At 67.0% G+C, this 14,350-nt stretch carries 14 protein-coding genes, 1 rRNA gene and 1 pseudogene; 10 read left to right on the forward strand and 6 right to left on the reverse strand.

Features of this window, described 5'->3' with window-relative positions:
* A 5S ribosomal RNA gene (gene rrf, locus C8D87_RS28695) occupies window positions 1-98 on the forward strand; the annotation flags it as partial.
* A gap of 170 nt (window positions 99-268) precedes the next feature.
* Window positions 269-1,090: an SMP-30/gluconolactonase/LRE family protein gene (locus tag C8D87_RS28700; RefSeq protein ID WP_112229078.1), complete on the forward strand. Its 822-nt coding sequence runs from the start codon at window positions 269-271 to the stop codon at window positions 1,088-1,090.
* On the opposite strand, the gene C8D87_RS28705 is transcribed toward C8D87_RS28700, so the two are convergent.
* Entirely contained in the window at window positions 1,087-3,282 is a 2,196-nt protein-coding gene (locus tag C8D87_RS28705; protein ID WP_112229079.1) for a P-loop NTPase fold protein, read from the reverse strand. The genes C8D87_RS28700 and C8D87_RS28705 overlap by 4 nt on opposite strands.
* 90 nt (window positions 3,283-3,372) lie before the next feature.
* Here C8D87_RS28705 and C8D87_RS28710 point away from each other — a divergent pair, with 90 nt between their 5' ends.
* The 5 genes from C8D87_RS28710 to C8D87_RS28730 all read left to right on the forward strand — a co-directional run bounded on the left by C8D87_RS28710 (window position 3,373) and on the right by C8D87_RS28730 (window position 7,872).
* Window positions 3,373-5,004: a circularly permuted type 2 ATP-grasp protein gene (locus C8D87_RS28710; protein ID WP_233440301.1), complete on the forward strand. Its 1,632-nt coding sequence runs from the start codon at window positions 3,373-3,375 to the stop codon at window positions 5,002-5,004.
* A 13-nt stretch (window positions 5,005-5,017) separates the two neighbouring features.
* Entirely contained in the window at window positions 5,018-5,965 is a 948-nt protein-coding gene (locus C8D87_RS28715; protein WP_109642887.1) for an alpha-E domain-containing protein, read from the forward strand.
* Window positions 5,966-5,967: 2 nt separating this feature from the next.
* Complete coding sequence (locus C8D87_RS28720) at window positions 5,968-6,810, forward strand: transglutaminase family protein (protein ID WP_109642890.1); 843 nt, start codon at window positions 5,968-5,970, stop codon at window positions 6,808-6,810.
* Between the two features lie 65 nt (window positions 6,811-6,875).
* On the forward strand, window positions 6,876-7,721 hold the full coding sequence (locus C8D87_RS28725) for a helix-turn-helix domain-containing protein (protein ID WP_112229080.1): 846 nt from the start codon (window positions 6,876-6,878) through the stop codon (window positions 7,719-7,721).
* Window positions 7,699-7,872 (forward strand): DUF397 domain-containing protein, encoded by a 174-nt coding sequence (locus tag C8D87_RS28730; RefSeq protein WP_325049724.1) that lies wholly within the window; start codon window positions 7,699-7,701, stop codon window positions 7,870-7,872. The genes C8D87_RS28725 and C8D87_RS28730 overlap by 23 nt, the downstream gene beginning before the upstream one ends.
* Here C8D87_RS28730 and C8D87_RS28735 read toward each other — a convergent pair.
* Genes C8D87_RS28735 through C8D87_RS46225 form a run of 4 tightly spaced genes read right to left on the reverse strand, consistent with a single transcriptional unit; the run spans window position 7,857 to window position 10,068 of the window.
* Entirely contained in the window at window positions 7,857-8,285 is a 429-nt protein-coding gene (locus tag C8D87_RS28735; protein WP_215732520.1) for a type II toxin-antitoxin system PemK/MazF family toxin, read from the reverse strand. The genes C8D87_RS28730 and C8D87_RS28735 overlap by 16 nt on opposite strands.
* A gap of 18 nt (window positions 8,286-8,303) precedes the next feature.
* Window positions 8,304-8,516 (reverse strand): hypothetical protein, encoded by a 213-nt coding sequence (locus C8D87_RS28740; RefSeq protein ID WP_146771896.1) that lies wholly within the window; start codon window positions 8,514-8,516, stop codon window positions 8,304-8,306.
* 4 nt (window positions 8,517-8,520) lie between these two features.
* On the reverse strand, window positions 8,521-8,775 hold the full coding sequence (locus tag C8D87_RS28745; RefSeq protein ID WP_112229083.1) for a hypothetical protein: 255 nt from the start codon (window positions 8,773-8,775) through the stop codon (window positions 8,521-8,523).
* Window positions 8,776-8,787: 12 nt separating this feature from the next.
* Window positions 8,788-10,068: a protein-glutamine glutaminase family protein gene (locus C8D87_RS46225; protein ID WP_170166622.1), complete on the reverse strand. Its 1,281-nt coding sequence runs from the start codon at window positions 10,066-10,068 to the stop codon at window positions 8,788-8,790.
* 245 nt (window positions 10,069-10,313) lie between these two features.
* On the opposite strand from C8D87_RS46225, the gene lepA reads away from it, so the two are divergent.
* Window positions 10,314-12,149, forward strand: coding sequence for a translation elongation factor 4 (lepA, locus tag C8D87_RS28755; RefSeq protein WP_109642901.1), 1,836 nt, complete (start codon window positions 10,314-10,316; stop codon window positions 12,147-12,149).
* Window positions 12,150-12,152: 3 nt separating this feature from the next.
* On the opposite strand, the gene C8D87_RS28760 is transcribed toward lepA, so the two are convergent.
* Window positions 12,153-12,758, reverse strand: a complete 606-nt coding sequence (locus C8D87_RS28760) for a dihydrofolate reductase family protein (protein WP_109642903.1) — start codon at window positions 12,756-12,758, stop codon at window positions 12,153-12,155.
* Between the two features lie 372 nt (window positions 12,759-13,130).
* Here C8D87_RS28760 and C8D87_RS48705 point away from each other — a divergent pair.
* Window positions 13,131-13,544: pseudogene (locus tag C8D87_RS48705) on the forward strand (LysR substrate-binding domain-containing protein); the annotation flags it as partial.
* A 151-nt stretch (window positions 13,545-13,695) separates the two neighbouring features.
* The gene (locus C8D87_RS28770; RefSeq protein ID WP_109642905.1) at window positions 13,696-14,307 is read left to right on the forward strand and encodes a class I SAM-dependent methyltransferase; all 612 of its coding nucleotides are present in this window, start codon (window positions 13,696-13,698) and stop codon (window positions 14,305-14,307) included.
* Window positions 14,308-14,350: the final 43 nt, after the last annotated feature.

A 14,350-nucleotide genomic window follows, 5' to 3' on the forward strand; every position in this document is an offset into this window, starting at 1 on the left:
GGGAAACACCCGGTCCCATTCCGAACCCGGTAGTTAAGCCCTTCTGCGCCGATGGTACTGCACTGGTTACGGTGTGGGAGAGTAGGTCGCCGCCGAACTTAATTTAGCCCTGCGGGTTGAGTGCCAAAAGCGCTCCCCGCAGGGCTATTTCACTTTCTGTCGACGTGCGATCGCCGGCACAAGGTCACCGTGCAACGACCGTATCGGCGGCGGTCCGACAGGCGGAAAGCCGGTGCGTCCGTCCAGCCACGTCCCTGGCGTCGAACGGATGAGGATCCTCGCGCTGCTGTGCCTCGTCCTGTCCACCACCGCGATCCCAGCTCAGGCCGCACCGATCCGCTGCCCGGCGCCAACCGTCTCCACGTTCCACACCGCCGGCACCTGGTACGAGAACCTGGAGTTCGACGGCAACACGATCTGGCTCTCCAATCTCACCGGCAACCAGATCGAGCAGTACCGCCTCGACGGCACCTTCCTGCAGAAACACGACCTCCGCGCACCCGGCGCCATCCGCAAGGGCAAGGACGGCGTCCTGCACGTCAACTTCGGCAACGACAGCCCCGAAACCCGCCCCCAGCCGTCCGGCGTGGTCCGCCTGACGCCGAAGCCCGTCGTGTGGGTGGGCGGCGACACCCTCAGCTCCGCGAACGGCGCCGAGTTCGACGCCCGCGGCCACCTCTACGTCTCCGACCCGTTCACCGGCCTGTACGAGTTCGACCGCAGAGGCACACTGTTCCGCCGAATCGACCTCGCCTACCCCAACGGCGTCGTCACCGTCGGCAACACCGTCTTCACCAACCTCGTCATCGACCCGCAGTCCGCCATCGTCCGCATCACCGGCAACCGCCAGACCCGCATCGAGCTCGGCGCCCCCGACAAGAACCTCGACGACCTCGCCGTGGGTCCGGACGGCAAGCTCTACGTCACCGCCTACACCAGCGGCGAGCTCATCAAGGTCGACCCGTGGACCGGCGCCCACTGCGTCCTGCTCAACGGCCTGAAGAACCCGACGGCGGCCCGTTTCCTGCCGGGCACGAGGACCATGTTCGTCACCCACGCCTCCGGCACCGTGCTGAAGGTCCGCCCCTAGAACAGCCTGTTCGCCAGCCCCGCAACCGCTTGCGCATCGCAGTCGCGGAGCAGCTCCCGCAGGTTTTCCGCGGCCTTGCGATCCGAGTAGGCGAACCCGAGCTTGGCGATCGTGGCGCCCCACTGGACGTCGTCGTCGACCGCGTCGGCCAGCTCCTGCCACCCACCGCGCAGCCGGTGGAGGTAAGCAGGCCACCGCGTGGCGATTTCGGCGACGGCGACCAGGTGACAGGCCTCCTCAACGTCTGTGGATTCCAGGACTCGCAGGTAAAACTGCCAGGAGTTCAGCAGCCGCTTCTCTTCTCGCACTGACTGCTCAGGCTGGGCCCGCAGCCGGCGCCGCAGGTGATCTCGGACCTCTGGGTGCCGCTCGATGGCGACAATCTCCCGCTCGACCTCGTACGGTGTCGCTGCCTTGGTCACTTCGGCGTCGCCAGTGATGGCAGCCTCGGCGGTGAGTTCGGCGGCCGGCCGTTCGCGGTGTACAGGTCCGAGCTGCGCCAGCAGCACCTGGTCGACGTCGTCCGCGGTGGTACGCGGCAGCCGCACCGGTAGTTGGACGAGCTTGCGCAGAAACGTCCAACCCGGACTCGGGTCGTCGGGATGCGTCACGATCCTCGCGTCGGCGAGTTCCTTGTAGGCGTTGTCGACGTGTGCCGCGACAACGGTCGTGTCGAGGCCCAGCACGAACTTCGTGGCGGGGAAGTCGTCCGACAAGAACACGTTGATCGCCTCGAACACCTGTGCCGTCGTACGGGGGGTGCATCGGTCGAGATCGTCGATCAGGACGATGAGTTCGTGGTCGTGCGCGGCGAGGTCTTTCACCAACGCCTCGACGTCGTGCTGGACGAGGTAGAGGTACCCGGCGCGGGCGTTGTAGTACGGATCGCGAATCAACGGATCGGTTGTGGTGCCTGCGAAAGCGTTGCTGACGACCGGCCCGGCGAAGAGCTCGCCCGGTAGGAACGCCGACGCCCTGGCAAACAGGTATCTCCATCCCGTGTGCAGCAGTCCGGTAGCCGCCAGACCGACGGTCAACCACCAGGCCCAGCCGAGTTTCAGGTTGGTCAGGGTGTTCAGCACCGACAGCCCGAAACCCAGACCTGCGAGTGACAACAGCGGCGAGAAGGTCCGCCTCCACAGCCGGCGCTGGAGGTGGCGGCGGTCCACGCGCTCGGCATTGCGGCTGAACCAGTATCGCTCACGGATGTTCTGATGCGGCATCATCGCCGCTTCCGCAGCCTCGGTCACGGCCTTCGCGAGCCCTGCCCACACCTGCTCGCTCGACTGGTGCCGCCACGGGTTGAACGACACGACCAGCGGTCTGGCCAGCAGCTTGATCTTCGAGGGTTCGGCCTTCGGCGGCTTCGTCCGTGACCGCCACAACCTGCGGTCTGCGGCGAACACGGTGAGCCTGCGACCAGGAGGGACCTCGGCAGGTGGGGTCGCGAGCCTGTGCTTGACGAGCTCCAGCAGCGTGCTCTTGCCAGAACCCCAGGCGCCCTCCACCGTGATCACGGTCGGCGCATCTTCATCGCCCGGCTTCAGAACGTCTTTGAGTGCCTGCACCAGCGTGCCGCGGTTGAGGAGATCCTCACGCGCCGCCCGGTCGCTGAACCCGCGGGTCGCCACCAGGCCGGTCAGAGGTGGAACCGGCAACCGCGGGTTCCAGATGCGCAGCTTGCCCGTCCTGCTGCCGGACACGATGCGGGGCCGTCCATCCGGTCCGGTGTAGGTGAGCAGTACCGAGGTTTGCGCCGCTCCTTCACCCTGTCGCAACTGCTCACCGGTGTCCAGGATCGTGCCACCGTCGCTCGCCGACACGAGCAGCATCTTCTCGAGTGTGCGGCAGCGGCCCATTGCCGTGACCGGCGTGGTGTGACCCTTCAACCTGCGCAGCTCGCGCCTGTCGTCCCGCTGATGGAGGACGACATCGGCGTGGTCGGCCACGGCGCCGATGTTCCCGATGATCTGGGTCGCGAGGCGGTTCGCTCCGGCCACGATCCAGTGCAGCCGGTTGGTGCCCACGTACCGTTGTCCGGTGTTGGCATGCACCACGGCCTGGTTGCTCCCGAGCGTCACCCTGATCAAGACGTCTTCCCGGACGTCCGCGTTCACTGCGAGTTCCGTGATCGGCTGCTCGAAGTCGACGACGCGCTCCATGGTCATCTGCGAACCGTCGGCTGAGGTCACGCCTGGGAAGGTACCGAGTTTCGTTTCCAGGAGGTTTCTGTCTGCCCGGACTAGTGCGCTTTTGGCGTAACAGGGGTGAAGATGTGGACCATGGAACGCCGAGCCCGCACCTCAGGACTGCGCCGCAGCCGCACGGTCACCACGCCGAGGCTCGGTGAGCTGTTCAACGGCTATCTGGATCCGCAACGCCCGCACGCCGGCGCCTACGACGAAATGTTCTCCACCGACAACGGTGTGCGATCGGCCTATCGCGCGCTGTACGAGTCGGTGGCTCCGTCGCAGGTCAACGAGCTGAACGCGCGTAGCGAAGCCCTGGGCAGGGCCTTCGTCGACCAGGGCATCACGTTCAGTCTCAGCGGCCAGGAGCGGCCGTTTCCGCTCGACCTGATTCCCCGCATCATCACGGCCGGTGAGTGGTCGAAGCTGGAGAAGGGCATCGTGCAGCGGGTGCGGGCGCTGGAGATGTTCCTCGCGGACATCTACGGCGACGCGCAGATCGTCCGGGATGGAGTGTTGCCGCGGCGTCTCATCACGAGCTGCGACCACTTCCACCGGGAGGCGGCCGGCATCAACCCGCCCAACGGGGTGCGCATCCACGTCGCGGGTGTCGACCTCGTCAGGGACGAGCAGGGCACGTTCCGGGTCCTCGAAGACAATCTGCGGTGCCCGTCCGGCGTCTCCTACGTCATGGAGAACCGCAGGACGATGGCGCGGGTGTTCCCGGATCTGTTCGCACGACATCGCGTGCGCGCGGTGGGCGATTACGCGGTTCACCTGCTGCGAGCGCTCAGGAACGCTGCAGCGCCTAACGCGGCGGATCCGAACGTTGTCGTTCTCACCCCCGGCCTGGGGAACAGCGCGTACTTCGAGCACTCGTTGCTGGCACGGCAGATGGGTGTGGAGCTGGTCGAGGGGCGGGACCTGTTCTGCCGCGACAACTTCGTGTACCTCAGGACGACCGAGGGGGAGCGGCAGGTCGACGTCATCTACCGGCGCATCGACGACGACTTCCTCGACCCGGTGCATTTCCGGCCGGACTCGGTGCTGGGCATCGCGGGGCTGCTGAACGCGGCGCGGGCTGGCAACGTCGTGGTGGCCAACGCGGTGGGCAACGGGGTGGCGGACGACAAGCTCGTCTACACGTACCTGCCGGAGATCGTGCAGTACTACCTCAACGAGAAGCCGTTGCTGCCCAACGTCGACACGTTCCGGTGTTGGTTGACGGACGAGCGGGCGCACGTGCTCGACCACCTCGACGAGCTGGTGGTGAAGCCCGTCGAGGGGTCGGGCGGGTACGGGATCGTGTTCGGGCCCGATGCGAGCGTCAAGGAGCTGAACTCGCTGCGGAAGCGGATCAGGAGCAACCCGCGCGGGTGGATCGCGCAGCCCGTGGTGCAGCTGAGCACCGTGCCCACGAAGGTCGGGGACAAGCTGGCTCCGCGGCACGTCGACCTGCGGCCGTTCGCGGTGAACGACGGCAACTTCATCTTCGTCCTGCCCGGCGGCCTCACCCGCGTCGCGTTGCCGGAGGGCAGCCTGGTCGTGAACTCGTCGCAGGGCGGCGGGTCCAAGGACACGTGGGTGCTGGCGGCCAAGTCGTCCACTGTGGAGCGCGAGCTGGCGGAGCCGGGACTGGCCGGACCGTCCGAAATGGAGTCGGCTGCGGCCGAGCAGGGGCCGGAGCTGACCACGTCCCAGCAACAGCAACAACAGCAGCAGTAGGGAGGCGCGCGAAATGCTGGCACGCAACGCGGAGTCGCTGTACTGGATCGGCCGTTACGTCGAACGGGCGGACGACACGGCGCGCATCCTCGACGTCTCGGTTCATCAGCTGTTGGAGGACGCGACGGTCGACCCGGACGCCACGTCACGGCAGCTGCTGACCGTTCTGGGCATCAAGCCGCCGGTCGGGGCGGAGCAGTTCGACGTGTGGTCGTTGACCGAACTGGTGGCCTACAACAAGGACAATCCCAGCTCGATCGTCAGCTCGGTGAACAGTGCGCGGGAGAACACGCGTGGTGCTCGCGAGGTCGTGTCGACCGAAATGTGGGAGTGCCTCAACGGCATGTGGAACGCCGTCGCGGAACGGCAGACCTACGCGCGCACGATGGGGCCGCACGCGTTCTTCAGCTTTGTCGAAGAGCGGGCGGCGATGTTCGCTGGGCTGGCCGACTCCACGATGTCGCGCGATGACGGCTGGCGGTTCCTGGTGCTGGGGCGGTCGGTCGAGCGTGTGGACATGATCGTGCGGTTGTTGCTGGCGCGTGTGGGGGACCGGGCCTCGTCTCCTGGATGGGTCACGGTGCTGCGATCTGCCGGTGCGCACGACACGTATCTGAGGACCTATCGTGGGGCGCTGGACGCGTCGCGGGTGGTGCAGTTCTTGTTGCTGGACAGGCTGTTTCCGCGGTCGGTGTTCCACGCGCTGAGGCAGGCCGAGTCGTGCCTGGAGCAGCTGGAGAACCAGCCGTCGGTGCGGGTCGGGGCGCGAGCCGAGGCGCTCAGGTTGCTGGGCAAGGCGCGCAGTGAGCTGGAGTTCCTGCGGCCGCACGATTTGCTGGACGACCTGCCGAAACGTCTTGCGGCACTGCAGAAAACGGTCCGCGACGTCGGTGAGGCAGTGTCGCAGCAGTACTTCCACGTGGCGCCGTGGGTCGCCTGGACGAACACCGAGGTGGGCTGACCATGAGCTGGCGTGTACGTGTCGTGCACACGACTGGTTATGTGTATGAGGCGCCGGTTGTGCAGTCGTACAACGAGGCGCGGCTGACTCCGCGTGGTGACCGACGGCAGAACGTCGTCGTCTCTCGTGTTGAAACGAATCCGGCGACGCGTGCGTACCGGTACACGGACTACTGGGGCACCGAGGTCACGTCGTTCGACCTGCATGCGCCGCACACGGAGCTGAAGGTCGTCGCGTCGTCGGTGGTCGAGACGAGTGCGGAGATCGAACCGGTCACCACTGGCACGTGGGCGGACGTCAAGGCGGACAGCCTCGTCGACCGGTACACGGAGTTCCTGGAGCCGACGCGCTACACACCGCGCAACCGTGAGCTGCTGACGAAGGCGCGGGAGCTGAAGAAGGGCAACTCGCCGTCGGACGCGGTGCTGGCTGCCTCGCACTGGGTGTGGGAGCAGCTCAAGTACCAGGCCGGCTCGACGGGCGTGCACAGTTCGGCCGTGGACGCGTGGCAGGAGCGCAAGGGCGTCTGCCAGGACTTCGCGCATCTGACGTTGGTTTTGTTGCGCGGTATGGGGATTCCGGCGCGCTATGTGTCCGGCTATCTGCATTCGAAGAAGGACGGTGCGCTGCGAGAGACGGTTCGCGGTGAGTCGCACGCGTGGATCGAGGCGTGGACCGGTGGCTGGTGGGGGTTCGACCCGACCAACGCGATCCCGGTCGGGCCCCGGCACGTGTGGGTGGCGCTGGGACGTGACTACTCGGATGTGGCGCCGTTGAAGGGCATCTACTCCGGTGGGGCGGCTACGGCGCTAGAGGTCACTGTGGACATCACACGGCTGGCATAGGGCTGGTCTTTTTCACCCGAATGAGCCTGTTCTATGGACCTCGGACAAGGCCTAGCGTCGGGTGAATGAGTGTGATCACATCCACCGCGTACAGCAGGGATCTCGGGGACGAGCTGCGCCGGTTGCGAGAGACCTGCACCGGGATGGGCGGCCGCGCGCTGGCCGTCAACCTCGGCTGGGATCCGAGCAAGGTGTCGAACATCGAGCACGGAAAGGTTCGTGCGAGCGAGATCGACCTCGTGCAGTTCCTGACGGCGTGCGGCAAGGACATCGACTACTTCGAGGACTTCCGCCAGCGGTACAAGTACGCGTTCGACGAGTACGTGGTGCAGGTTCCGGGAAACACGCGCACCCTCGCGCTGGCGGAGTCGACCGCCAAGACGATCACCAGCTACGACGCGCGGACAGTGCCGGGCCTCGTGCAAACACCGGAGTACGCCGACGCTCTGTACCGGCTCGGTGGGTTCGTGGCCGAGGAACGAATCCCCATGATCGTCCAGTTCCGCATGGACCGGCAGACGATCCTGCGCCGACACGATCGGCCGACTTGTTTGTTCTACGTCCATGAACTAGCGCTGCTGCAGCGAGTCGGCAGCGACCGGATCATGGAGGACCAGTACGCCCGGCTGCTGTTCGACACGCACATCATCCGGATCGTGCCTGCGGACGTCGTGGTTCCTTCGTCCGGTTGTGTGCTGTGGGAATACGAGAAAGCGGCGCCGGTGGCCTTTGGCGAGACCGATCTCGCGAAGGTGTTCGTGCAAGATCCCGGCGCCATCGCGCGGACGAGGCTTCTCTTCGACCATCTGGAAGAGGTCTCGTTGGATGCGGAACAATCGCGGAGCAGGCTGGCGGAGCTCGTCGGCCGACCGCGAGAGGAACTCGATGATGCAGGACCGCGCTTGGCGTAAGAGCAGCTACAGCGACGCAACCGAGGACGGCAACTGCGTCGAGGTCTCGTTCACCCACGACGTGCTCGTTCGTGACTCCAAGAACGCCGACGCGGGCACGCTGATGTTCAGCGCACCCGCGTGGCGTGCGTTCGTTCAGCGCCAACCGTGACGTTCGCGTAGGACGTCCACGACATGACCGAAGGCGGCGGGTGCCAGCACGGCACCCTCACGCCGGATGTCGTCGTCCGAGTCGAGCGCGAACACGCGGTCGAGCCGCAGGTACGACGGGCGACCGTCGCGGTCCCACGCGCCCGCGCCCAGCTCCAGGTAGTCCTCGCGCGGCTCCTTCGAGGAGAGCATCAGCGCGATCAGGTCGCCGTTCGCGTGGCCCACGACCAGCAGCGGGCGGTCCTTGCCGCGGGAGGCGTCCTCCTCGAACGGCACCCAGGCCCAGACGACCTCACCGGGGTCGGCGTCGCCGTCCATCTGCGGGGAGTAGTCGAGCTTGGTCGTCCGTGCAGCGTCGTAGATCTCGCGGACCGCGCCCTTCGCGGGACGGGGGTCCTCACCGTTGATCAGCACGGACGCACCTTAGACGCGTCACTCGTCGTTGCGCTCCGGGGCGGGGCCGGCGTCCGTCGTGCCGCCGTCCTCCGCCAGTTCGGCGGGTGCGGCGACGGCGGGCCCCGCCGAGATCGCGGCGGGTCCGACGGACCGGACCACCGCCGCCTGTCCCTCCCGGTTGACCCTGATCACGACATCCAGCTCGGTGACGTCGAGCTCGATCACGATGCGCACGTTGATTCCCCTCACGTGGTCAGGACAGGACCGCGAACCGGCTGTCGAAGGTGACCGTGGCGCCGGTCAGGTTCTTGACCGTGATCCAGTACGTGCACTGGGTCGAGCTCGCCCGCTCGACCGCGACGTCCCAGTCCAGCTGCGGTGCGCCGGACACCGCGGACGTGGGCATGACGTACCAGACGACGTGCCACCCGACCGGCCATCCCCAGGTGAACCACCGGTGCGAGGTGTTGGGTGCGAGACTTGCGCTGAACTGCGTTCCGGTCCACATGGCGGCCCCCGATCAGGTGCTGAGAACGTCGTAGCGGCCCTCGAAGCGGACCGTGTGCGGGCTGGAGTTGGTCACGGTGATCCAGTAGGTGGCCTGCGTGGCGCCGGCCCGTTCGACCGCGACCGACCACGAGAGCGTCGGCGTGCCGGGGCAGATCAGCGTCGGCATGATCGTCCACAGCACGTGCCAGTTCGCCGGCCAGCCGAAGGTGAACCACCGGTGGCTCGTGTTGCCCGCGATGGTCCCGAAGAACTGCGTGCGCGGCGGCCGGGTCAGGCAGTTGAAGTACGGCGGCGGCCCGCTCGTACCAGCCGCCCTGAGCTGCAGCTGTGTGCGGTACCGCGCGAGCACCGAGTTCGTCTCGCTGTACGTCGGGTCGAAGGTCAGCCCGCCGCCGAATGACCGGTAGAACACGTCCGCGCCGGTCGGCACCAGGCTCGCGGCGGGGTCGCCCTGCACCGACGCCCACGTCGCCCGCGGCACCGGGTTCGGGAAAAGTGCCGGGTCGACCACGTACGTCTCACCGGTCGTGAGTGTGAGCGTCGGCGCCACGTGCCAGCCCCAGCGAACGTTGCAGTCCGGCTTGTTGAAGCTGACCACGCGCAGGTCGCCGTAGATCCACACCTTGTCCGGCTGCACCCCGGCGCCGATCATCAACCGGCACATCTCGTGAGCGCGCCCCCAGCACCCGTCGTCGGGATACGTGAAAGGAATTCCCGGTGCGATCGGGTTCGCGGAACACGCCGTGCGATTGTTGACGAGGGTGAACATCTCGTTCGCCTTGGCGAGCGTCACCGGTGTGCCGAGAACTTCGCTCTCACCGGCCTCCACGCTTTCCGCGCGCACTTTTGGGTCTGGCCGGACGTCGATGATCTCGTGCTCGTCGAGGGTTTCCGTGACGAGCACCGGCTCCTGGCTCTCGTACGCCCGGCGCAGCGCGGCCAGCAACTCGCCGAAGTCCGGGTTGCCGCGCGACAGCCGATGCCGCGCCTGCGAGACGACCAGCTCGACGTCGACTCCGTCGTCGCTTTCCCGCAGGTCACCGACCACGACCGGCAGCGGGCACAGCAGCTCGACGATCGCTCCCGTGCGGGGATCCACCTCCACGTAGGCGGTCAGCCCTGCCGCGCGCATCTCCTCCAGCGCGGCCAGCCAGCCCGTCGCCCGGGAATCCTCGAGGTCCAGCCGGGCACTGCTGCCGTCGGCGAACACCACGGCGCGATATCGCGTTTCCGCGGCCGCTGTGGCCGTCAACTCGCTGACTTCTTCAACCAGAACGTTTTCGCGCGGCATCGGTGAATTTTATGGCGGGAGCGCATTACGCGCACAGAGCCGAAAGCCCCGGTCGGCCCATGTCAATTCTCAATTTGTTGAGCCAACGGAGTGATTTGTGGCCGGTCGGGCTAACGAAGCCGGGCTCCGGGCGAGGGCTCCGGGCGGACCTGGTCGCGGGGTCTCGACCGGCCAGTGGTGCAGGGCACACCGGCCGCTATGGGACCATAAGGGGACACCCGTCCGATTTCGTGCTGAGGACTACCTTGACCACGTTCGCCGACACGACGTTCACGTCGCCGGAGCTCATCCGGAACTTCTGCATCATCGCGCACATCGACCACGGCAAGTCGACCCTGGCCGACCGGATGCTGCAGATCACCGGCGTCGTCGAGGCGCGGGCGATGCGCGCTCAGTACCTCGACCGCATGGATATCGAGCGGGAGCGCGGTATCACCATCAAGGCGCAGAACGTGCGCCTTCCGTGGCAGGTCGACGGGCAGGACCACGTCCTGCACATGATCGACACGCCTGGCCACGTCGACTTCACCTACGAGGTGTCCCGCGCTCTGGAGGCCTGTGAGGGCGCCGTGCTGCTGGTCGACGCCGCGCAGGGCATCGAGGCGCAGACGCTCGCCAACCTGTACCTGGCGATGGAGAACGACCTCACCATCATCCCGGTGCTGAACAAGATCGACCTGCCCGCCGCGGACCCGGACAAGTACGCGAAGGAGATCGCGCACATCACCGGCTGTGAGCCGGAGGACGTGCTGCGCGTCTCCGCGAAGACCGGTGTCGGCGTCGGCGAGCTGCTGAACGAGGTCGTGAAGAAGGTCCCGGCCCCGGTCGGCGAGGCGGACGCCCCGGCCCGCGCCATGATCTTCGACTCGGTCTACGACACCTACCGCGGCGTCGTGACGTACATCAGGGTGGTCGACGGCAAGATCACGCCGCGCGAGCGCATCAAGATGATGTCGACCGGTGCCACCCACGAGATCCTCGAGGTCGGCATCATCTCGCCTGAGCCGAAGCCGTCGCGCGGCCTCGGCGTCGGCGAGGTGGGCTACCTGATCACCGGCGTGAAGGACGTGCGCCAGTCGAAGGTCGGCGACACGGTCACTTCCGAGAAGAAGGGCGCCACCCAGCCGCTGGCCGGCTACCGCGAGCCGCGCCCGATGGTCTACTCGGGCCTCTACCCGGTCGACGGCTCCGACTACCCCGAGCTCCGTGAGGCGCTGGAGAAGCTGCAGCTCAACGACGCGGCTCTGACGTTCGAGCCGGAGACGTCGGCCGCACTGGGCTTCGGTTTCCGCTGCGGCTTCCTCGGTCTGCTGCACCTGGAGATCACCCGCGACCGCCTGGAGCGCGAGTTCGGCCTCGACCTCATCTCCACGGCCCCGAACGTCGTCTACCGCGTGATCATGGAAGACGGCACCGAGCACGTCGTGACGAACCCGTCCGACTGGCCGGAGGGCAAGCGCGCCGAGGTGTACGAGCCCGTCACCAGGTGCACGATCATCGCGCCGTCCGACTACATCGGCGCGATCATGGAGCTCTGCCAGTCCAAGCGCGGCATGCTGGGCGGCATGGACTACCTGTCCGAGGACCGCGTCGAACTGCGCTACACGATGCCCCTCGGCGAGATCATCTTCGACTTCTTCGACTCGCTGAAGTCCCGCACGCGCGGCTACGCGTCGCTGGACTACGAAGAGTCCGGCGAGGCCGAGGCGGAGCTGGTCAAGGTCGACATCCTGCTGCAGGGCGAGGCGGTCGACGCGTTCTCCGCGATCGTGCACAAGGACCACGCGTACGGCTACGGCACGCGCATGGCGACCAAGCTGCGCGAGCTGATCCCGAGGCAGCAGTTCGAGGTGCCGATCCAGGCCGCGATCGGTTCCCGCGTGATCGCGCGCGAGACGATCCGCGCGATCCGCAAGGACGTTCTGGCCAAGTGCTACGGCGGTGACATCACCCGTAAGCGCAAGCTGCTGGAGAAGCAGAAGGAAGGCAAGAAGCGCATGAAGATGGTGGGGCGTGTGGAGGTGCCGCAGGAGGCCTTCGTCGCCGCACTGTCCACTGAGGAGCCCAAGGGCAAGAAGTAGGGCTCACCGGTTCACGCGGTAGGTCAGGTGCGTGAACCCGTTGCCCGTCCGCGACTCCACCTGCTCGAGATCGAGCGCCGGTACGCCCTCGAACAACCGCGTGCCGGCGCCGAGCGTGATGGGCACGATGCGCAGCCGCAGCTCGTCGATCAGGCCTGCCTTGAGGTACTGGTTGATGGTCGTGGCGCCGCCGTGGATGGAGATGTTGCCGTCGCCAGCCGCTTCGCGCGCGAGCTTGAACGCGGCTTCGATGCCATCGGTGACGAAGTGGAACGTGGTGCCGCCCTCCATCGGCTGCGGTTCGCGCGGGTGGTGGGTGAGCACGAAGACCGGTGCGTGATACGGCGGGTTGTCGCCCCACCAGCCGTTCCACTGGCGATCCCACTCGCCGCGCACGGGGCCGAACATGTTGCGGCCCATGATGAACGCCTTGGTCTGGGCCAGCTTGTCCATCTGCAGCTGCCGCTCGTCGGGGTCTTCGAACCAGGCGTGGAGCCTGCTGCCCCAGCCGTCGCCGCCGTCGTCGCCGAACGGGCGGTCCTCGGACTGGTTGAGGCCGGCGGAGTAGCCGTCGAGGGAAATCGTCAGGTCGCACGTCACCTTGGGCATGGGACCAGCGTGGACCTCGTCGCGGTGTGACGTCCATTGGCAAACCTGCGGGGCCTGCGTCGACATCGTTTATGTGGCTTGGCATCCTTGGTGGTACGGGTTCCGTCATCGTCGATGTGGGGCTGCAGCCTGCAGTCGCTGCCTGCCCGCCCCCTTCCTTCTGGCGCGGCGAAGATGACCATGTTTTCGGGACATCTACTAGACGCGGCCAGGCGTGGATTGGGACATCGTTCACCCGTCCGAGTGCTTCTCTTGGCTGAAACCGCCGAGGTCGTGGGACGTGTCGACGCGGCGACCGACGAGCTGGCGGCGCAGGTCGGGCTGCAGGCGGGGCGGGTTCGGCTGGCTGCCAATGCCTCCGCGCTGGCCACGATGGTGCCGCGGGCGGCAGGAGTGCCGGCTCAGGAGCATCCGGGCCTGGAGCTGTCCCTGTTCGAAGAGCACCCCGTCGAGGCGTTGCAGATGCTGCGGCACGGGGAGATCGACGTCGCGCTGGTGTTCCGGTTCGCCGGCGTGCCGGTCGACGAGGGGTTCCGGTTCGTGCACATCGGGGATGATCCTCTGCACCTCATCAGCTCCCGCCCTGACGACAGCGTCGCCGACCACTCGGGCTCTGCCTGGATCGGCGGGTGCGAGCGGTGTCAGGAGGAGCTGGACGCGGTGTGCCGGAGCTTCGGCTTCATGCCGCGGATCGCGTCGCACAGCGATGACATGGTTGTGGTGCAAGCACTTGTGGCCGACGGTGCCGGGGTGGCGCTGCTGCCGAGGCTCGCGCTGCAGGCCCACCGCCGGCCGGACGTGTGTGCGACCGAGATTCCCGGATTCCGGCGGCAGATCTACGCGGGACCTACGGCGACCCGCCGGCCATCGCGGCCGTCGTTGCTGCTTTGGCAACGTAGGTTGCCGTTCCGGCACGGTCGCGAGCATCTTGGGTGTCATGACGACTGCACAGGAGTTCTGGGAGACCTTCTACTCGGAGCGGGACCAGGTGTGGTCCGGCAAGCCGAATCCGTTGCTGGTGCGGGAAGCCGAGCGCCTCACGCCCGGCAGCGCGCTCGACATCGGGTGCGCTGAGGGCGGTGACGCCGTGTGGCTGGCCAAGAGGGGCTGGCGGGTGCTCGGCGTGGACGTGTCGCAGGTGGCGCTGGACCGGGCGTTGAAGCACGCCTACGACGAGGGCGTCGAGATCGCCGTGGAACGGCACGACCTCAAGGAGACGTTCCCGGCCGGCGAGTACGACCTGGTCAGCGCTCAGTTCCTGCACTCACCGGTGGAGGAGGACGGGGAGCGCAACAGCATCCTGAAGCGGGCTTCGGAGGCGGTGGCGCCGGGCGGGCACCTGATCATCGGCGGGCACGCCGGGGCGCCGTCGTGGTCGGAGCACCAGGACTACTACTTCCCGACGACCAAGGACGTGCTGGACCACCTGAAGCTGGCGGACAACTGGATCGTCATCACCGACGAGGTGGTGGGGCGGCCGCTGGTGGGGCCGGACGGTCAGGAGGAGACGCGCTTGGACAACGTCCTCACGCTCAAGCGGTTGTACTAGAAACGCAAAGGCCACCCGCGGCAACGCTGCCGGGGTGGCCCAC

This window comes from Lentzea atacamensis, assembly GCF_003269295.1.
GTDB lineage: Bacteria > Actinomycetota > Actinomycetes > Mycobacteriales > Pseudonocardiaceae > Lentzea > Lentzea atacamensis.